The organism is Clostridiisalibacter paucivorans DSM 22131 (genome assembly GCF_000620125.1).
Lineage (GTDB): Bacteria > Bacillota > Clostridia > Tissierellales > Clostridiisalibacteraceae > Clostridiisalibacter > Clostridiisalibacter paucivorans.
Genome location: NZ_JHVL01000050.1, coordinates 1 through 20,758 on the forward strand (window position 1 = coordinate 1; position 20,758 = coordinate 20,758).

The following is a 20,758-nucleotide window of genomic DNA, read 5'->3' on the forward strand; positions in this document are numbered from 1 at the left end:
CTCTTTACTTTACCACTAAGCGATTCACTCCAAATCATAATAAAGATTTGGGTTCTCTGCTTATACCATCAACTACTAACCACTAACTAATTACATATTCCCCATATCTATATATATCTGCTTAACATTATTGTCAAAATGTTTAGTGCCGCCACCTTGACTTACTATATCCAATAATTTTATGGGATTTAAAACAAGGACTCCTGCAAGTATATCTATTTTATATTTTGAAAATACCTCAGTACACAATGGAGTGGTAGCACCTACCATCGCAACTTTTCTAGCCCCTTTACAGTATTCAATGATATTATCAAAGGTCTTATTGATAATAGATGTTGAGGTTATAACTACAATATCACATTTAGGAAGGTGTTCAGAAATACTGTGATCGGGATAATAATTATCTGTATTACTTGTTTTTCGTTCGAAAACATACATCTTTTTTGCACTTTTTCCTCTCCCATTGGTTAGAGGTTTAAAGTCTCCTATAACCCCCAATACATCATTAACACCTATATCTAACACTTTGAACACATTGTCACATTCATATTCTTTAACTCTATTCTGTAACAATGCATTTATAGTAGCCACTCCAATGGCTGATTGGACTAAGTTTCTTGACTTAGACCATTTTATAGCCTCTGTACAATCTATTCCTTTAATCTCCCCTGCTCTTCCAAATGCAGAACAACAAGGTCCCAGTTCATTTCTAAAAGTATATGCTAAGCCACAACTATTATTGTCTAATAAAACAGCAGTATATCCTAGACCAGCTCTAACATCCTTTATCCGTTTACCTCTTGCACTTTTTTCAACAACTGTTATAAGACTATCTAATATCATCTTTTATCCCCTCCCACCCAAGCTCTAAATCTTGGATTATTGTAGAGACACAATCCCTATTTTCTTTCGTAATCTCTATAACAATTACATCCCTGCGGTTTTTTATAGAATTCATAAATATCGTCCTCTGTGGCTTTATTATTCCTAAAACCTTTTTTCTACTTTCTATTATTTCATGCACTTTTCTTTGAAATATATATGCCTTACTCTCAAAAAAGCCTAATTCGTCCATAATAATTAGTTCAAAGGGACTTTTCAAACAATAATTTAATATTTCTACCCCAAAATTTTCAAATGTATCTGTAACCCCTGTCCAATTTATGTAGTCATGGGTATATCCTATTATTCTCTTTTTGAATTCTGGCATTTTAAGGTTATAATTGATTGGATCTATATAAAATCCCCTTACCCTATTGTGTTCAAGAAATGCCTTAGTTAAAAATCCCCCTATCATATTTTCACTGATATTTAATTTCTTCTTTATAGCATTTAATACCGTAGTCTTACCAATATTTACTTCCCCTGTCAAAAATAAATTCTCCATAATCATTATCCTATTCCTGTTGGCCTATATTAAGAAAGTCCCTTGCCTCTTCATCGCTAAGGTCATAGTGATAAAACATTTTATAAAAATTCTTTACTTCATGAACCATATCATAGTCATATATCTCAGGATATAGTATATTCCCAACCCATTTTATACCTATCACACGATTTACTGATGGTGGTCTATCAAACCATCCAAAGGGATTTTGAGGTATACCATATACCTTCTTATTTTTAACTGCCTTTACATCCTTCCACTCTTCGTTATCATAAATAGTCTCAAAAAATGAAAGATTATCATCGCTACTTTCAGCAACTGTTATAATCACATCGGGATTCCATAATAATACCTGTTCCAATGATACATTACTATGACCATAGCTACTATCTTTAGATAATTGAGCTACATTTTCTCCCCCAACCATTCTGACTACTTCCATTCGATAAGAACCCTTGGGCTCAGTATTTAATCCCTTTGCCCCCTCGGCATAATATACCTTTACTCTATCTTCAATATTGAGTTCTTTTGATTTCTCCAGTGCATCATCTATAGTATTTCTACAATAACCAGCAAGTTCTTCAGCTCTCTTTTCTTCTCCTATTATTTCACCAATAAATGTATATGCATTCGCTAAATCATCTAACTTTTCATTTCTAACTATTACTATTGGTATATCTATCTGTTTTTGGAGTGTTTCATCGGCATCAATTTCAGTATCATTGATTTCTCCCATATCAATTATAATATCGGGATCAGCCTTTAATATTTCTTCAATGTTTCCCGTATTATTCTTCCCAAACCATCCCCCTAATACTGGTAGATTTGCATATTTTTCAGGTAGATATTTCTTTTCATTTTCTGTAAATCCATAGTTCCATCCTGCCAGTTTTTCTGGAGCAAGGGTATATACCAATATGGTGCTTATTGGGCTCTTACAGTAGACCTTTTCAATCTTAGTAGGAATCTCTACAGTTCTACCTGCCATATCTGTAACTGTAGTTGTTCCCAAATCTTGATCTTCTAAATTTTGTTGCTCTACTGCAACATCCTCTGTAGACGAACAACCAGATACAATAGTCATTACCAAAACCAATGTTACAATCAAAATATTTTTAACATTTTTCATCTCATTTCCCCCTCGTATATATCAATTCTATTTAAGACCTGACAACTTAATTAAAAACTGGTATACAATAACTCATATCTTTATTATTTATTCTATCTACATTTATTACTTCAGTATCTATTCCATATATCTCTTTCAGATTTTCCTTCGTAATAACCTCCTTTGGTGTGCCTACTTTAAACAATCTGCCATTTTTAATTATGGACACCCTTGTTGCACAGAGAAAGACATGATTTGGGAAATGAGAAGTCATTATAACTCCCATACCCTTTTGAACCAGTTTATTTATATGATTCAATACCCTCATCTGATGACCAAAATCTAAATTTGAAGTGGGTTCATCCATTATAAGCATTTGGGCTTGTTGAGCCAATGCCCTTGCTATTAAAACAAGTTGTTTTTCCCCTCCACTTATCTCTGTATATATCTTATCTTTTAAATATAGTATGTTTAACATCTCCATTGCTTCTAAAGCAATATCTACATCCCTTTTACTGGGAGAACTAAACGTCCCAATATGGCATATCCTCCCCATCAAGACTATATCTAGCACTTTAAATGGAAATGGAGGATTGTGTGCCTGTGGCACATAACCTATCAATTTAGCAAGCTCACTAGATTTATAATCATATATATTTTTATCATTGAGCAATATTTCACCCTTTTGAAGCTTTAAAAAACCTAAAATAGTTTTAAACAATGTGGTCTTTCCTACACCATTGGGACCCAATATACACAATGTTTCTCCCGAATTGATTTCCATAGAAACATCTTTAACTATTGACCTTAATCCATATCCACAAGTAACATTTTTCAATTCTATTTTCATATCCAACCCTTCTTTACATTTAACATTAGATATATAAAAAATGGTGCACCTATTATTGATGTCAATACCCCAAGGGGAATCTCTAAACTCCCTATGCATCTTGCCAAATCATCTACAAAGAGTAAAAATGACCCTCCTATTAATATAGATGTAGGTATCAATTTTTTAAAATTTGGTCCCACAAGCATCCGAGAAAAATGGGGTACTACAAGCCCTACCCAGCCTATAAGACCTGCAACAGAAACTACTGATGCTGTCATGAATGTGGAGCAAACTATAACAACAGTCCTAATCCTATTTACATTTAACCCCAATGCCCTTGCCTCCTCTTCATCAAAAGATAGGACATTCAGTTTCCACCTTAAAAGTAATAATGGAATAATCCCTATAATAAAAACAATAAATATTATATAGGCATCCTTTAAATTGATGGCAGCTAAACTCCCCATGAGCCAAAAAGTTATCTCTGGAAGTTTGCTATATGGATCTGCTAAATACTTTGTCAATGTAATGAATGAAGTAAAAAGCGTTTTTATTAACATTCCTGAAAGTATCAATACCAATGTTGCCTTGTTATTTTTGCCTAATTTCATACTGATTAAATATGTCAACAATACAGCCAATAACCCAAATATAAAGGACAATATTTGTATTCCTATTATTCCCAGTGAAAATAATATTCCTATAGCAGCACCAAATGCTGCTCCTGCTGAGGCACCTAAAATATCTGGAGAAACTAATGGGTTCCTAAACATGCCTTGATATGCTGCTCCCGATGCAGCCAAGGAAGCTCCAGCTGCAAAAGCTGCAAAAATTCTAGGCAGCCTCACCTTCAATATCACAGAATACAACACATCAGGTAACGATCTATTTAGAGAAAAAATACTCTCCTTCAAAATAGTAAGCAATTCTTCAAAGGATATGGGATATTTCCCAATTGTAAAAGATAATAAAAATACAATTATAGGCATTAATATCAATATAATCTTTTTGCTTATTTGAGCTGTAATCATCTCTTTTATATTTGTCTTTTTATCAATTAATATTGTTCTCAAGTAAAAAACCCCTTCCAGTACAGGGAAGGAGTGTAATAGACATAGATATACATGTCATCATTTATTGGTCGCCCAATATCCTTCCCTGCCATTTACAGTCATATACTGTGCGCAGCAGTACCTCTTTAGATCATAGTCCTTTCCTCGACTCCCTAGTTTATGGATTATACTAGTTCACAGCTCTGGAAACTCCTCCTTAAAGAGGAAGGGCCAAGCCCCGCGCAATCTATTTAGTTTTCAATATCTATTGTTCATTGATTTATATTTTTTACTTGGAGCTTTCCACAGTTTTCAGCAATGGTATTAAAGCAGCCATATTTTTGTGGCATTTGAAAAATCTTTTCTAAACTAATACCTAAAATATTGCATAAGATCAATCTATTCACTCCTGCATGGGCTACAATTAATATATCCCCTTTAGTTATATATAAGAGTTCATAAAATTTTTTTATCACCCTCTGGTTACATTGATAAAAGCTCTCCCCTCCAGGGACACAATAGTGGATAATATTTTTGCCCCTTTTCTCAAATTTATTAGGGTAACGTCCCTTGATCTCATTGAAAGAAACTCCCTCCCACTCTCCTAAATCTATTTCTCTAAATTCATCGACCATCTCTGGCTCAATGCCATGATTCTTACTTATAATCTCTGCTGTCTTAATAGTTCTTTTTAAACTACTACAATATATCTTTTGAAATGGAATATGTTGGAGTTTTATGCTCAATCGTTGAGACTGTTTTATCCCTTCTTTATTCAAATTTACATCTAATTGTCCTATATATATCTTTTTATCTACCTCTTTTTCTATTTCCCCATGTCTTACAAGATATATCATCCTTTCTCCCATTCTTAAAACCCACTTTCTGCCTATACTATTTCATCTGTTTTCTTAGCCCTAATATCAACTAATTCAGCCACAATACTTATAGCAATTTCTTCAGGAGTTTCTCCTCTAATGGGTAGCCCGATTGGAGCAGACACCTCATTTAATTCCTTCATTTCAAACCCTTTTTCTAGTAAATTGTTATATATTTGATTTCTCTTCTTTATACTTCCCATCATACCAATATATGCTGCATCAGTATTCAATGCCTGTTCTAAAACAGTTTGGTCATACTGATGTCCCCTTGTAACAATTATGATATATGTATTTCTATCAATATTTATATTTTCAAATACATTATCAAAGGAATCCAATACAATTACTTCATTGGCCATTGGAAATCTATCCTTATTGGCATATTTCCCTCTATCATCTAATACCACTGTATAAAATCCTACATAGCTAAGCAATGGCGCTAATTTATGTCCCACATGTCCTGCACCATAAATATATGCCTTGTCTATATGTCCCATATATTCAATAAGGTATTTATTATTATTTTTGCTAACAAATATATGAATCTTTTTTGCATTGGAACAAAATTCTTTTATTTCATTAGCTTCCAACTCCTCCAATGGTTCTCCCTTTAAAATTTTGTCTTCAGTAAGGAACCATTGACCACTTCTTTTACATTCAGATGCCTCTGAAAGCAATGTAATAAACCAGCCCTTTTTCTGTTTTACCTTAGTATTATAAACTTCACTATATACTTCTCTGTAATATTGATTTTTGCCATCTATATATTTTAAATAGACAATGACTCTTCCTCCACATATCATATCCATCTCTGCTACATCTTTTTTATCTAATGCAAACCTTTTAATTATTGATTGTCTATTTTCAAATACCTTTTTTGCTAGATTCTGGGTATGGGCCTCTACTAGCCCTCCCCCAATGGTACCTATAGATTCTTCATTTCTTCTGATTATCATTTTTACGCCCATATTTCTAGGTGTTGAACCAGATTGATTAATGACCATTGCCATTACAAAACTTTCTTGCTGTTCTAACAACTCTAATCCTTTATCCATTACACCTTTCATACAATCACCCCTTATTTCTCATATCTATTATTTTCTTTTTTTGAATACCATTGCAATATGTTAAATCTTTATTCTTTCTTTTTATATTTAAAATTAATTTATTTTCTTTTATTAGTCTCATAATTGGAGCATAGGACTGTAACTTATTAAATATAGTAATGAATAAATTATCTTTAATATATGGTGCATATGCATATATAGTTAAACAATCTTTATCACATCTTTCTGTTATAATTGCATCAAAGTCAACAATGCCATCGATGGAAAACACTATTTCTGCTAATTCTCCCATGGTCAATATCTCTCCATCGACCAATACAACACAGCCTTCTATTCTAGATATTACTTTATCTAATCTCTTTATTTCTGTACCACAGGGACATGGTTTATCAATTATCCTACTGATATCTCCTGTGCGATATCGAATAAGAGGCATTCCTGTTCTTGTCAAAGTTGTAAATACTACCTCTCCATATTTCCCATCTGATAATTTTTTCTCGGTAATTGGATTTATAATCTCAAAATATAAATCCGCTTCCCTTAGATGGTATCCATTGAATGCCTTACATTGCACTCCCCCTCCAAGACCCATTTCAGTCATTCCATAGTGATCAAATACCTTACATTTAAAAGCCTCTTCTATTTTTTCAATCACTATATCGGGGGCATAATCAGTGCTCAATAATACGGTTTTTACATTGATATCTAGTTCATTTTCTTTATAATTTACAATGGAAAATAATTGTATCGGTGTACCTACAATGGTATCTATACTATTCTTTTTAATAATTTCTAGTATCTTTTCAACATTATATATAGGCTCGTATATATATGACTCTACACCTATTCTATTTAATGACCTTTGTAATAAATTTGCTACACTTCCCTCTCTATGACCGGGCAATAAAATAAGCACCTTATATCCTTCCTCTACTAAACTTGACATGCCATTTTGAAAGAAGTCAATAGTTAATTCCTGATCCTCCTCTGTAAAAAATACCCTCTTACTCTCTCCACTGGTTCCAGATGTCTTCAAAGTAACAATCCTATTAATATGGCTTTGAGATACACAGACAAAATGGTTTGAACTATGACTCAAATTTAAACTAGAAGTAAAGGGTAGTTTTTCAAACTCTTTAAATGAATTTATCTTATCTACATTTTTAAAGTGAGCTTTATAAAATAGACTATTCTTTTTTACATAATCTATATTCTCTTGTATTTTATTAAGTGTATAATCATCAAGTTCCCTTCTAAAATCTCTGACTCCCCTATATCCTATCTTTTTTTTTATCCATTTATCTAACGGAGTAATCTGCATTAGGATTTACCCCTATATAGATAGTTACCATCACTATCTGTGAGATTATATGCACAAAATGGTATTAGATTTCCATCATTACTTACAACATGTATACAACAATCCTTCAATCTGTCTAAATCAATATTCCACACATCTTGAAATGCCATTCCCGATATACTAAAATTAAATGTTTTCAATTTATCCAAAATATCATCAAAGGTTGTGACCTCATGGAAGTTATCTTCACTACATCTACATCTTTTATTAGGTAATCTCCAATTTCTAGATACAAAATTTCTAGCCTTTTGGGACCCTATTTCAGCCCTTTCCACTTTAGAACAACAAGATTTATTTGATATTGACTCTAATATCTTTTTACCTCTATATATATAATTGCCATTAAAGGAACAGAGAGAATTTTCACATCCTGGTGCTTTGAAGCTCTCCATCTTAATCCTTCCGTTAGTCTGTATTTCTATTTCCCTTATTATATCTGGAATAGTTATTCTTATATTTTCACTGGATTCAGAAGGAAATCGTCCAAAATAGCTAACTGGCTGAAAATGAACTCCCCTTATTACTGGAATATGCTCTATGGCAAAATCAATTATCTCTCCTATATTGCTCATATTGACCCCTGGTACAATAGTTGGTACAAGAATAATCCCTATATTATATTTATTTAAATTTTCAATAGCCTTAATTTTAATTTCAAAGAGTCCCTTTCCCCTGAGTTTCTTATATATATATTCCTTTGTGCCATCAAATTGTAAAAATACTGAATCCAACCCCGACTCCTTCAATTTTTTCACATAATTTTCATCTTGCCCGATTCTTATACCATTGGTATTTAATTGGATAAATTCAAACCCCAAATCATGTCCCATTTTTATTATTTTATCCAAATCATCCCTAACAGTAGGTTCTCCACCTGATATCTGTATATTATAAGGTCCTCCTGCCTCTAAAACCCTTTTATACCAAAATTTTATCTTATCTAAGTTTGGATCTTCAGATAAGTCCTTTGTAGAACTTGCAAAACAAAAATTACATTCTAAATTACATCTTTCAGTAACCTCTATTAGAGCAGTACATGTATGCTGTCTATGGTCATCACAAAGTCCACAATCAAAGGGACACCCTTTGTCAATTTTCTTGAAACTCTTCTTAGGTTTACTGGGTATTTTTTTCCTTATCCACGTATCCATATCAGGTATACCGTTCCATATCAATGTCTTAAATTTACCATGTTCTTTACATTCTTTTTCCAAGTATATCCTTTGGTCTTCTTTAACCCTATATGCGGGTATCTTTTTTAAACATATGGGACAGAGACTTTCTGTTTTGAAAATCATTTCTCCATATTTCTCCATCATTATCGCTCTCCCAATTCATAATTATGCTCATCCATAATTTCCCACACTTTAGTTAGTCCCTTTTCTATTATTCCTCCACATTTTACTGGATAAGAGGTCTCTCCCAGTTTTCCAACCTTTAATTCATCTCCTGCTATATCTACACAATCCTTGCTTCCAAATTCTTCTTCGAACCACTCCATATATTCATTAATCATTTCACCAAAATCTTCTCTTCTATACTCATCATCTTTTCCCTTTCCACTATAAAGTCCTAGTATACAAACTCCACCAGTTAATACACCGCAAACACCTTTGGAAAACCCTATTCCTCCACATAATCCATTTATAGCTTTAATTAAATCTGTATTTTCCTTCCCTTCTTGTTCAAGTAAAATCTTGACCATTATCTGTGTGCAACAATATCCTTGAGATGCAAGTTGAAATATGCGAAAAGCTATCTCATCCAATTTAATCATCCTTTCCAGTCTTTTGAGCAATTAAAAGAAAATACCCTATTTTGCTTCTTGACAACACTTTCTTAAATTTATCAGGTACAGAATTGCACTTTCCTGCTTTTCTCCAAAAAACATCTATGGAACCAAATTGGAATATTATATCTACTATCATTTGTTTTAAATAATTTGTATAGTCTTCAAAGAAATTTATCCTAAACCCATTTTCTCTGAGTTTTTCTTTTAAATCTTCAATATCATGAACTCCCCTTATACAGCTTCCCATCCCGAATTTTTCCAGTTCTTTTATATAATTAGGATTTTTAGCATAAACATCAGAAATAATCACATATCCTCTATTTTTTAGCACTCTATGAATTTCTGATATGACCTTATATTTGTCATTCATTAAAGATAATGTACATTCACAAAATACACCATCCATTTCATCATCTTCAAAAAATAACGCCTCTCCTATACCCTTATAAATATTTAATTTAGAGTTTTTGTTTTTACCATAAAGAAGAAGTTTATCAGAGGGATCAATTCCCAATGCATCTAATGCATATTTATCTTGTAAATATGCCACCGTAGCACCCATTCCACAGCCAATATCCAATATCTTGTAATCTTTTTTAAAGTCACAAAACTCTACTGCTCTATCTGTAAGCTTAAAACCTCCTGGTCTTATGGTATCCCCAGTTATACTTCTTATATCTTCACTTTCATAAATATTTCCAGAAACATATGAAAACATCATATCCTCCCTATTTACTTGTCTTCTAAATTTTTCTCCACCTCAAGCATCTTCCCTTGAGCTAGTTTTTCTGTAATCAAAACCAAATTACAATGTGGACATTTCAACAAATCAACCTCAAAATTTCCTCCTAAATAAACAAGTCTGACCCTTTCTTCTTTTAGCCTTGAACCACATTTAGAACAGACCCATTTAATATCTTCCTTATAATTTTTAAATCCCATATCTAGTCCTCCAATATTTCCATCCTATGGCTATATGCATTGTGGATTATAAAATCCTGTTCTTTATTTTCATATTCCACCCAATAAGTCACATTCACAATCTTCTTATAAGCAAGTGAATGATTATTGTCTGGATTTATAAATTTCCTGTCTTTCCCTTCTGCATATTGGATAACTTCTATAATATTTTCCTTCAGTATAAGTCTATCTTCCATGATATCTATTAAACCTTCAGGGATAATAATATTTATATCCTTTTCCCCATCTAATTTAGTCATATCTTCACCCCATAGATTTCTTAATAGATCAATTTTTAATCTCGTTCTATTTTCATGTCTTTCAGAAAAGGTAGGTCCTCTTCTTTGGCAAAGGCTTTCTATGTCTTTGCCATATATTAAATCAAGAATATGGAGGGTCCTCTTTTCCTTAGATGCAAATAAATCTCTACACATAAAACAATAAACTATATAGTCATTAGTACTTTCATTTATACGCATTTGAATAAAATCCTCGGCCATTTCTCTATTGGCATAATACACTAACCCTCCATAACCACAACACTCCGTCTTTTCCTTAGAATATTTTAGCTCTTCTATGCCATATCCTAAATCTTCTATAATACGCCTTACACTACTATGTATATTTTTATCATGCCTAGTTGTACATGCATCATGGAGGGCCAATATCATTTGGTTGCTTATTTTGTTTTGTGAAGGTATCCCAAATTTGACCATAATATCCCATAAAGAAACTATTTCTATTTCAGGTATATATGTCTTAAAGATATAATAACAAGTTGAACATGCCAATATAAAAGTGGGCTTACCCATCTGTATCCAATTGTCTTTTAAGTCTTTTATACTGCCATTAAACATATCTACTCTTCCTGACCATTCTGCAGGTGCTCCACAACATCCCAACATCAGTCCCACACTTTCATTCATATTGCCTATGAGATATTTGTAAACCTCAGGTACATATTCAGCAGCTGAGGCACTGAGCTGACAGCCTGGAAAAAACATATATTTGCTTTCATTGGTACCTGGCTGATGTCTTACCATCTTGAAATTATGACTATTGTTGTATTCCATATCCCTCAACGCAAAATCATGAGCCGAGGGAGGCATTTTATTCCTCTTAACCATACTTTGTCTTGTTTCCATAACTATATCCTTCATATCTAAACCATTTGGACATACTTCCCCACATAATCCACATAATGTGCATGAATTAATCATTTTATTTGCCCTATGATTTCCCAACACAATATTTTCATTATGATTTATTTGTCTAATATATTTCTTAGGATTTATATCAAATTTTTGCAAATGGGCACAAGCTTTTACGCATTCCTGACATTTACATTGAATACACCTATAAGCTTCATCTGAGGCCTTATCTTTAATATATTTATCATCAATCCACAAATCATAAGGACTAATCTCTGTTATATCTGTTAAATCAATCTTTAATTCTGACTCATAAGAACCTTCATTTTCTCTAGCAGCAGTCAAAGATTTTTTATTTACATATCTATCAATGGAAGTTGCCGCCCTTAATCCTGTAGATACAGATTGTATTACTGAATTATTATTATCTTTAATAAGACAACCTCCAGCAAATAGCTTATCTATTTGGGTTTTAAATGTTATTAAATCAATCTCAAGTTCTTGTGGCCAAAAAGAAGTTCCTAAATAAACTCCATCATATTTTTCCAGTATTTCATCTAAATTCAGATCTCTTCCCACATTTATATCTAGTTTTATTTCAATCTTTTTATTATAAATACTTTGAATTTCTTCTTCTAATAGGGCCTTTGGAAGTGTCTCTTCATCAAAATCCCATAGTCTCCCTCCAAGATAAGATCTAGCCTCGTATATAATTACATCATAACCCTTTTTATCTAATTCTGTAGCCACAGATAATCCACTTATCCCTCCACCTATTACTGCAATCTTAAAATGTTTTCTAGGTATTGGAAGTTTTTTATTAGGTCTAGTATATCCATACTCTACAGCTATCCTTTCTAGTTTTGATATTTGGATAGCCCCTCCCTTTTTAATCCTATTACATACATCTTCACAGGGATGGTCGCAAACCCTACACATTACCCTAGTAAATGGTATTTTTTTATTTAAGACATTATATGCCTTTTCAAAATCCTTCTTTCTAATCTCAGATATAAAAGAAAGTATATCCACATGTAAAGGACAAGCTGCACTACATGGTGCTGGACTATCTACAATACATAGTTCTTGTTTACTCAACAACTTATCTGAATCCATATCTATCCAACTTCCTTTTTATATTCTTTATATTGATTACAAGGCTATGCCTATATATTAGTTTTTATAATCTCAAAATTATAAACATAGCCTTATATTTTTATTTATTACTTATTGTTTAGCTGTTGAAGTCCAGCTAATATCTTTTCTGGTCTAGCTGGTAAATGGGTTATCCTCACATTACAAGCATTATAAATAGCATTAATTATAGATGCATGGGGTGCTGCAAGGGGCATTTCTCCAGCACCTGCTGAACCATATAGTCCATTGGGCCTTGGTGTTTCAGTATATATCAATTCAATATTGTCTGGTATATCCTTGATTTGAGGAATTCCACAACCAGTTAACGTTGTATGTCTTTTAAGGTCTTCAAAATCTTCACTTAATGCCATTCCAATACCTTGTGCAAGTCCTCCATACATCTGACCATCCACAACCAATTTATTTATAATAGTTCCAACATCGGCTACCAATGTCAACTTTTCTACCTTAGTTTTGCCTGTGTTCAAATCTACCTCAACTTCTGACATCAATACACCATACATATAACATGGGAATGGATTTCCCTGACCTGTTTCTACACTACTATCTGTACATGGGGCAGTCCATTTACCTTCATATTTTAAATCCAGTCCCTCTGCTACCATCTCATCATAACTCCTATATGTTCCATCTTCTTTTCTCATTGCATCAAGTAAATTCCTACAGGCAACTACAGTGGCATTACCTGTTAAAACATTGGATCTACTGCCTCCCGCTGGTCCACTATTGGGAGTTTTTGTCATATCATTCATGACCAATTTAATCTGTTCTGGTTTCATATTTATAGGTCTTAATGCCTCATAAGCAAAGGTCAATGTTCCTATATCTGCGCCTTGCCCATGATCTTCCCAAGAGTTTCCTACAGTTACACCTTCAGGAGTTAGTTCTGCCCAAGCCTCAGAACTATCTGCACCATCTAATCCAGAACCATAGATCATCACCGCAATACCTACTCCATATTTTTTATCATTACTCTTTTCATTTTTTTCTTTAACCAATTTTTTTGCTTCTTCATATTTGGGTCTTAATTTATTAAACATTTCTGGTAAACAAATTACATCGGGCTTACATCCTGTTGGTGTTGTACTCCCTTCTCTATATATATTTTTATATCTAAAATCAAAGGGGTCCATTCCCACTTTTTCTGCCAATTCATCTATTAATACCTCAGATGGAAACTCTATTTGTGGAGCACCATATCCACGAAAAGCTGATCCCCAAGCATGATTTGTACATACAGTACGACCTTTGCCCCTTATATTGGGTATATCATATCCAGCTCCAGCAAATTGAGCCCCTCTCATAGTTAATAAATCTCCAAATTCTGAATATGGACCATGGTCACAAGTCCAATCTGATTCCATAGCTATAATGTTACCTTCTTTATCTGCTCCCATCTTCAATGTAGTCCAAAATGGAGCTCTTTTACCTGTATATGTTATTTGTTGATGCATATCAAATTCTAAATATACAGGCCTTTCAGTGGCCAGTGTGGCAACGCCCAATAGTCCTTCCATTGTTGGGCTAAATTTATAACCAAAGGTACCACCTACATTATTTTGCACTATAAATACATCTTCTGGCTTCATGCCAACACCATCTGCTACCATAAGGGCATGAAAGTGAAGTGCAATACTCTTAGAATGAATAATAAGTTTACCGTCATCATTTACATATGCAAATCCCACATCGGGTTCCAATGGTAGATGGGGCTGCCTCTGAGTATAGAAATCATCTTCAACGACATAGGATGCCTGTTCCATTATCGGGCCCGTTTCTTTTCCTTTAGCAGCACCATTTTCAAAGTATATATTAGGTGTTCCTGGATGAATCTCTAATGCATCCTCTGCCATGGCCTCTGGGGCACTCATATACGCTGGCAATTCTTCTATTTCCACCTTCACTTTTTCTACTGCCTCTTCAGCAATTCTAGGAGTCTCTGCCAATACTATAGCTATAGCATCTCCATATTGAAATACCTTTTTGTCACATAATATAGGTCTGTCAAACCCATCTCCCTTATTAGTGGGAAATGCCAATCCATTTATTCTATTGCTTCCTTTAACATCTTTATATGTTAGTACTCTGTAAACACCCTTAACCTTTTCTGCTTCTGATATGTCTATAGATAAAATATTTCCATGGGATACCTTGGCTTGAACTATCTTAGCATGCAATGTATTTTCAGGAAGTTTCAATCCTAGATCTGCTCCAAAATCCCACGTGCCTGTAACCTTGGCAAGGGCTGAAGGTCTAATATAGTCTGAGCCTATCATTTTGGCCCCCTCTGGCAATTTATACCATAGTTCTTCTTTCCTTATCTCACCTCTCATTAATTTTGCAGCATCCATTACAGCATCAACTAAAGGTTTATAACCTGTACAGCGACATACATTTCTATGTTTCTGAAACCAATCTCTGACCTCTTCTCTAGTCGGGTCAATATTTTCGTCTAATAAAGCCTTAGCTGATACTATAAAACCTGGAGAACAAAAACCACATTGAGCCGCACCATGAACCATCCATGCAATTTGAACTGGATGTAGATTGTCTTTATCTCCTACACCCTCAATTGTAATAATCTTGGCTTCATCGGGAACTCTTTTCATTCTGGTAATACAAGATCTGACAACCCTGCCATTAAGGATAATTGAACATGCCCCACATTCTCCTTTACCACATCCAACTTTTGTGCCTGTTAAAAACATCTGCTTTCTAAGCACATCTGATAATAACGCTTCATCTTCTGTAAATATTACCTTTCTTTCTCCATTAATAATGAGTTCTTTTCTAATCATAATAAATCTCCTTCCATTTATATTTTTGATAAACTCATAACTATTTCATCAAAAACTTCTATGCTAATATATTCTAGATGCTATGTTTTTAGATAATTGCAAATATTATACCAATTATTGACTTATTGATATCAATGGGATTTAATCAATAGAATAATGACAGTGTTCATTTTTGATACGTTTCAAAATTAAAAATAGTTCGAAAATTGAACTTTGTTCAATTTTCGAACTATTTTTTGTCCACTACTATGCCCTTTTAAAACAACTTCCTAATTTTCTAATATTATATTTATCTAATTTACAATATAGTGTATTTCTTCCTATCCCCAATGCACTAGCTGCTCGGGTAATATTTCCTTCATATTTTGTTAATACCTTTATTATATGTTGTCTTTCAACATCTTCAAGTCTCAAACTTTCTTCCTTTATATTGACTACATTATTTTTACTATATCTATCTGTTGTATTAAATAAATTGTCCGGAACCATTTCTGTATTTATGATAAGCTCAACGATATTTTCAAGTTCTCTTACATTGCCAGGCCAGCTATAGTTGATGAAATTCTCCATTTGGTCTTTAGATATCTTTACATGTTTTTTATTTAACTTATTAGAAATCTTTTCCATAAAATGATCTACTAATTTAGGTATATCCTCTTTCCTCTCTCTAAGGGGAGGAATATATATTGGCAATACATTAAGTCTGTAATATAAATCTTTCCTGAAATTACCCTCTTCAACCTCCTTCTTTAAATCCTTATTAGTAGCAGCTATTATTCTTACATTGACTATATCTGGCTTTGTGCTTCCTAGTTTATTTATAACACCATCTTCAATGACTCTTAAAATCTTGGTCTGCATATCAAGGGGCATTTCACCTATTTCATCAAGAAAAATTGTACCCCCATTGGCCATTTGAAACTTTCCTGGATATCCTCCCCGTTTTGCCCCAGTGAAGGCCCCTTCCTTATATCCAAATAATTCAGATTCTATCAATTCCCTAGGTATAGCACCACAATTAACTGCTATAAATTTTTCATCCATTCTAATGCTATTATTGTGTATAGACTGTGCAAATAATTCTTTTCCAGTTCCACTCTCTCCCATAATCAATATAGTAGATTTGCTATTGGAAATCTTTTTTGCATAGTCAATAATTCTAGAAAAATTATCACTTTTCCCAATAATTTTATCGAAGGTATAGATAGCCTTTCCATTTATTAGCCTATCTTCTATACCTAAATCTAATTTTTTTTCTTGAAAAATAAATATAATCTCTACCGCATCTTCACTGGAATTATAAAAAGAATATGCAGTCAAGTTAAGCTTTAATTTATTATTTTTAGAGTTTATATATACATTATTGTTCTTAAATTCTTTACCCTTAAATAAACCAATTTTAATTTCATCAAAATTATATATTATATCGAAAATATTCATATTTTTCATTACCGATTCTTTATATCCAAACATCTTTATTGCTTGCTTATTTAATGTGGTAATTTGCCCATCTATATTTGATGTTATAATCCCTGTTTTTATAGAATCAAACATCCCTTGTATATGTTTGTTAGTAAAGTTTATCATATCATTATTTTTTTTCATTTTAAGCATTTCCTCTATTGCATTAGAGGCCGAAACCACCATACCTAGTGTATGCAAATGAACCGATTCGATATATCCAGTTAAATTTATTACTCCTACTATATTTCCATATATATCTTTAATGGGAGCAGCTGAACAGGTCCATTTATGATAAGCCTTTATATAATGGTCATCCCCTGATATCTGAATAGGTTTTTCTTCAACTAATACCATACTCATAGCATTAGTCCCAATACTTTCTTCATTCATAAAGGCCCCAGGAATCATCTTCATTCTAAATGCCTCTGACAATATATCTTCATCTCCAATTGCATTTAAAATACAACCTTCTCCATCAGTCAGTAAAGTAAAAAAATTTGATCCCTTAACAAAATCACATAATTTTTTAATAAAGGGATTTGCAGTTATTATTAATTCCCTATTTTCAGCAAACTTCTTCTGAAGTTTATCTCTATTAAATATTTTATTACTATATACTTGATCATGGGTCAAATTAAGCTTTTTACATCTCTCATGGGATTTTTTAATAGCAAATTCCTTATATTCACTTATTTTCATAAATATCCTCTCCAAATCTATGAATTTTCTCCTTTATTTTCTCAGCATTTATCTTTCTTTGTTTAATCATCTCCATGATCTGTTTATCTTTTTTAAATTTATTCAATGACCTTTGAAAACGTTCTTCTATAGATACAACTCTATTATCCATAACCATTTTGTCAGTTAGATATACTATTTCTTTTTCACTAATACCATTCTCTTCAACCCTTATATCCATATGTTCTTTTATTATCTCTGCCACATTGGGATACCCCAATTTATTTAGCAATTCCCACCCTCTATAGGCATGTCTAGACTTATCCCTTTCTACATCATGTAATAAAGCTGATGCCTCTATCAGCCTTATATTTAATTTACAACCTCTATCTATAAGGGATTTAGCAAGTTCAACAGACAAATCCTTTACTTTTTCGCAATGCCCAATTATACGTTTTGAAGCACAGTATTTATCTAAAATAGCCCTGCACTCTTCATCATTAGGTATCTGGCTATTTTTATAATATTCTAATAATTTTTTATAATCCTTGGGTGTATCCATATCTAAAAGTACACCTTGATCAACTACTTTTACATCTTGGGCATCCCTTTCATAATTGCGTAATAGATTTTTAAGCCCACCATCTTCCTTATTATCAATGATCTTTTTTATGTAATCAGATGAAATCAAAGGAGGGTGACCCCTCATTCCATTAAAATTTGGATAAATTATCCCCTTTTCGCTCTGCTCAAAGGCTCCTTTGATCTCATTTATTGTTGAATATTTAATTATAGGTATATCGACTGGTAATACAAAGAAACTATATATCTCTTTATCTAAATACTTTACTCCTTCAACAACAGAAGAATACATACCTTTAGAATAGTGTCTATTATAGATAAATTTGACCTTCAATCCTTTATAGGTATCTTTTATTTTTTCGGCATTATGGCCTATAACCACAATAATGTCTTCTACTTTGGCTTTATAAAAGCTATCTACTATATATTCTAAAGCTGTTCTATCACCAATCTTTAACAGTGGCTTAAAATCCTTCATCCTTGATGAATACCCTGCCGATAAGATTATTGCTGCTATCTTTCCTTTACTGTCCAAATATACCCCTTCTTTCTTTGAGTAAGTTAAGACCTTAGCAATAACTGATTACACTAGAAAATTTATCATTCTCAACACATCAAAATAATTGTCTGATTTGTATCTTATTACATGGGAAGATAATTGCTCTGCTCCAGGATAAAATGAAGATTTGTATGCCCTTGCATGTTCTTTATATGATATCTCTACTTCAAAGTCCTTTGGTAATTCCAATATACAAGATTTCATATCTCCTTTTAATGCCTTTTCTGCTTCATCTTTTATAATCTCCACTGCTAATTCAGGATGTATACTTATAGTAGAGTTTCCTATACCTTCTTTTACAGCCACTGTAGTTATATCCTCATTTATTCCCTTTATATCATCACACAATCCCTTATCTCCTGTTACCATAACCACTGGTACTCCCATAAGGGATGCTGCATATCCATGAAGTAAAAACTCACTGGCATATTCCCCATTTATTTTAAGATAATTTATCCCTGAGGCTGTCATAGTATGGGCCAATGGATTTTTATTGGAACCAGATGGTGAATGGTATCCCACAAATATGGCTGCATCAAAGGATTCATCCAACCCCTGTACCATTGAAAATGGATGACCACTCCATGCCCTAACAATCTTAACCTCTTTAGGCAACTCATTAAATACTATATTTCTCCCTGTTTCATGGGCATCCTTGACTAAGATTTCTCTAAAACCCATTCTCAATGCGCCTTTACACACTGCATTCACTTCATCTGTCATTTGTTGTGCAAAAAAACCATAGTCTCCATTGGATTTTTCTGTTTCACTCCAACTGGTTGAGCCTGTGACGCCTTCAATATCAGCACTTATAAATAATTTCATATAAATCCCTCCATTTTTTAGTTCTTAGCTCTTAGTTCTTAGGAAAAGCTTAGAAATCCTTTGGATTTATTCTTTACCTATTATTTGTTCTACTTATTTATTTCTACAATATCTATATTTTTCCTCTATTTATTATTCGTAGTCAACTGCTACCAAAACAAATAACACTAATCTCCTTACCACAATTTCTATAAATACATTGCGCTAATAATCTATTTCAATATAAATTTTAACAATAGTCCACCTGCTATTGCTAAACTAAAACTAGTAAATGTCCCAATCAAATAATATTCTGCAAAATCTTTATTATTAAGCTTACTGAATCTAGCCAAGGATTTAGTTGTAATAACTGCTGCAATCCCTGTTATAGACCCTTCAATATATATGGTAAGTATTAGAGCTCTCTCCATTATCCCAATATATTTTCCTATATTTACTTGCTTTTCTATTTGACTAATTTCATCTTCAAACATCTTTTCAGTATAATTAGGTATCTTTTTATAAAGAAAATCAAGAAATTTAGGTACAAATACAGCTCCCCCAAAACAAATATATGCATATATGATTGCATATATAATCTGTTTTTCTGTGAATAATTTGAAATTGGCATCTATAAAAGTATTTGAATTATTAATGACTTCTACTACATTTTGTTTGAAAGGAAATAATTTCTCTATTATTACTAATAATTTTATTATTGATCTTTCTGTAGTAAAATCAAAGGATTTCCAAATAAATATTATTGATATTATGTGTACAATCTGGTCAGTCAAAAAAAGGACTAAAGACCTCCCCATCCTCTTTTCATATTCAATGGTATTTTTTCCATCACATGTTAATCTAGCTTTGTAATAATCAACTATTACATGTACTAAAGTTATAATTGTAGCATATATAATTGTAGTAAAAAAATTATACTCTATTAGTAAAATCAATATGGCTACAAATGTTGATAATCCATGATATAAAAAACCCTTTAATATCATAGCGTCTTTTTCTTTTATCATTTTAGTAGTTTGAAATACAAAATCTGATAATATATGAGCAAAAATACTAAGTAATAGTACTCTCAATCTCTGTCCCCCCAGAGTTATATAGGTAGCT

18 protein-coding genes are annotated in these 20,758 nt (G+C 32.6%); all 18 read right to left on the reverse strand.

The annotated features are described in order from the left end of the window. Positions 1-90: 90 nt before the first annotated feature. Positions 91-843 carry a DUF364 domain-containing protein gene (locus tag Q326_RS0112245; RefSeq protein ID WP_026895657.1) on the reverse strand — a complete coding sequence of 251 codons (753 nt, stop codon included), beginning with the start codon at positions 841-843 and terminating at the stop codon, positions 91-93. After that, the gene (locus tag Q326_RS0112250; RefSeq protein WP_034602158.1) at positions 830-1,387 is read right to left on the reverse strand and encodes a nucleoside-triphosphatase; all 558 of its coding nucleotides are present in this window, start codon (positions 1,385-1,387) and stop codon (positions 830-832) included. The genes Q326_RS0112245 and Q326_RS0112250 overlap by 14 nt, the downstream gene beginning before the upstream one ends. 10 nt (positions 1,388-1,397) lie before the next feature. Next, complete coding sequence (locus Q326_RS0112255) at positions 1,398-2,516, reverse strand: ABC transporter substrate-binding protein (RefSeq protein WP_026895659.1); 1,119 nt, start codon at positions 2,514-2,516, stop codon at positions 1,398-1,400. Between the two features lie 46 nt (positions 2,517-2,562). Then, positions 2,563-3,345 (reverse strand): ABC transporter ATP-binding protein, encoded by a 783-nt coding sequence (locus tag Q326_RS0112260; RefSeq protein ID WP_026895660.1) that lies wholly within the window; start codon positions 3,343-3,345, stop codon positions 2,563-2,565. Further along, positions 3,342-4,400 carry a FecCD family ABC transporter permease gene (locus Q326_RS0112265; RefSeq protein WP_245592104.1) on the reverse strand — a complete coding sequence of 353 codons (1,059 nt, stop codon included), beginning with the start codon at positions 4,398-4,400 and terminating at the stop codon, positions 3,342-3,344. Before Q326_RS0112265 ends, Q326_RS0112260 begins: the two co-directional genes overlap by 4 nt. Positions 4,401-4,651: 251 nt before the next feature. Next, a complete protein-coding gene (cobC, locus tag Q326_RS0112270; protein ID WP_026895662.1) occupies positions 4,652-5,248 on the reverse strand; it encodes an alpha-ribazole phosphatase in 597 nt (198 codons plus the stop codon). Between the two features lie 20 nt (positions 5,249-5,268). Continuing rightward, positions 5,269-6,327, reverse strand: coding sequence for an XdhC family aldehyde oxidoreductase maturation factor (locus Q326_RS0112275; RefSeq protein WP_026895663.1), 1,059 nt, complete (start codon positions 6,325-6,327; stop codon positions 5,269-5,271). A 4-nt stretch (positions 6,328-6,331) separates the two neighbouring features. After that, complete coding sequence (locus tag Q326_RS0112280) at positions 6,332-7,648, reverse strand: DVU_1553 family AMP-dependent CoA ligase (protein ID WP_026895664.1); 1,317 nt, start codon at positions 7,646-7,648, stop codon at positions 6,332-6,334. Further along, on the reverse strand, positions 7,648-9,006 hold the full coding sequence (gene trsS, locus Q326_RS0112285) for a radical SAM (seleno)protein TrsS (protein WP_250160342.1): 1,359 nt from the start codon (positions 9,004-9,006) through the stop codon (positions 7,648-7,650). Before trsS ends, Q326_RS0112280 begins: the two co-directional genes overlap by 1 nt. Continuing rightward, positions 9,006-9,455 carry a DVU_1555 family C-GCAxxG-C-C protein gene (locus tag Q326_RS0112290; protein ID WP_026895666.1) on the reverse strand — a complete coding sequence of 150 codons (450 nt, stop codon included), beginning with the start codon at positions 9,453-9,455 and terminating at the stop codon, positions 9,006-9,008. The genes trsS and Q326_RS0112290 overlap by 1 nt, the downstream gene beginning before the upstream one ends. A 1-nt stretch (position 9,456) precedes the next feature. Then, positions 9,457-10,200 (reverse strand): DVU_1556 family methyltransferase, encoded by a 744-nt coding sequence (trsM, locus tag Q326_RS0112295; protein ID WP_245592106.1) that lies wholly within the window; start codon positions 10,198-10,200, stop codon positions 9,457-9,459. An 11-nt stretch (positions 10,201-10,211) separates the two neighbouring features. Then, positions 10,212-10,421 (reverse strand): DVU_1557 family redox protein, encoded by a 210-nt coding sequence (locus Q326_RS0112300; protein ID WP_026895668.1) that lies wholly within the window; start codon positions 10,419-10,421, stop codon positions 10,212-10,214. 2 nt (positions 10,422-10,423) lie between these two features. Beyond that, complete coding sequence (locus tag Q326_RS0112305) at positions 10,424-12,706, reverse strand: pyridine nucleotide-disulfide oxidoreductase/dicluster-binding protein (protein WP_026895669.1); 2,283 nt, start codon at positions 12,704-12,706, stop codon at positions 10,424-10,426. A gap of 107 nt (positions 12,707-12,813) precedes the next feature. Further along, entirely contained in the window at positions 12,814-15,546 is a 2,733-nt protein-coding gene (locus tag Q326_RS0112310) for a molybdopterin-dependent aldehyde oxidoreductase (RefSeq protein ID WP_026895670.1), read from the reverse strand. 246 nt (positions 15,547-15,792) lie between these two features. Further along, entirely contained in the window at positions 15,793-17,709 is a 1,917-nt protein-coding gene (locus Q326_RS0112315; protein ID WP_026895671.1) for a sigma-54-dependent Fis family transcriptional regulator, read from the reverse strand. After that, the gene (locus Q326_RS0112320) at positions 17,696-18,805 is read right to left on the reverse strand and encodes a DVU_1551 family NTP transferase (protein WP_026895672.1); all 1,110 of its coding nucleotides are present in this window, start codon (positions 18,803-18,805) and stop codon (positions 17,696-17,698) included. The genes Q326_RS0112315 and Q326_RS0112320 overlap by 14 nt, the downstream gene beginning before the upstream one ends. Before the next feature lie 48 nt (positions 18,806-18,853). Beyond that, a complete protein-coding gene (locus tag Q326_RS0112325) occupies positions 18,854-19,654 on the reverse strand; it encodes a M55 family metallopeptidase (protein WP_026895673.1) in 801 nt (266 codons plus the stop codon). A gap of 212 nt (positions 19,655-19,866) precedes the next feature. Continuing rightward, entirely contained in the window at positions 19,867-20,727 is an 861-nt protein-coding gene (locus Q326_RS0112330; RefSeq protein ID WP_026895674.1) for a DUF3307 domain-containing protein, read from the reverse strand. Between the last annotated feature and the right edge of the window lie 31 nt (positions 20,728-20,758).

Coding starts and splice junctions, on each gene's coding strand:
- Q326_RS0112245 (WP_026895657.1), bottom strand. CDS start 843: ATGATATTAGATAGTCTTATAACAGTTGTTGAAAAAAGTGCAAGAGGT.
- Q326_RS0112250 (WP_034602158.1), bottom strand. CDS start 1,387: ATGGAGAATTTATTTTTGACAGGGGAAGTAAATATTGGTAAGACTACG.
- Q326_RS0112255 (WP_026895659.1), bottom strand. CDS start 2,516: ATGAAAAATGTTAAAAATATTTTGATTGTAACATTGGTTTTGGTAATG.
- Q326_RS0112260 (WP_026895660.1), bottom strand. CDS start 3,345: ATGAAAATAGAATTGAAAAATGTTACTTGTGGATATGGATTAAGGTCA.
- cobC (WP_026895662.1), bottom strand. CDS start 5,248: ATGGGAGAAAGGATGATATATCTTGTAAGACATGGGGAAATAGAAAAA.
- Q326_RS0112275 (WP_026895663.1), bottom strand. CDS start 6,327: ATGAAAGGTGTAATGGATAAAGGATTAGAGTTGTTAGAACAGCAAGAA.
- Q326_RS0112280 (WP_026895664.1), bottom strand. CDS start 7,648: ATGCAGATTACTCCGTTAGATAAATGGATAAAAAAAAAGATAGGATAT.
- trsS (WP_250160342.1), bottom strand. CDS start 9,006: ATGATGGAGAAATATGGAGAAATGATTTTCAAAACAGAAAGTCTCTGT.
- trsM (WP_245592106.1), bottom strand. CDS start 10,200: ATGATGTTTTCATATGTTTCTGGAAATATTTATGAAAGTGAAGATATA.
- Q326_RS0112300 (WP_026895668.1), bottom strand. CDS start 10,421: ATGGGATTTAAAAATTATAAGGAAGATATTAAATGGGTCTGTTCTAAA.
- Q326_RS0112305 (WP_026895669.1), bottom strand. CDS start 12,706: ATGGATTCAGATAAGTTGTTGAGTAAACAAGAACTATGTATTGTAGAT.
- Q326_RS0112310 (WP_026895670.1), bottom strand. CDS start 15,546: ATGATTAGAAAAGAACTCATTATTAATGGAGAAAGAAAGGTAATATTT.
- Q326_RS0112315 (WP_026895671.1), bottom strand. CDS start 17,709: ATGAAAATAAGTGAATATAAGGAATTTGCTATTAAAAAATCCCATGAG.
- Q326_RS0112325 (WP_026895673.1), bottom strand. CDS start 19,654: ATGAAATTATTTATAAGTGCTGATATTGAAGGCGTCACAGGCTCAACC.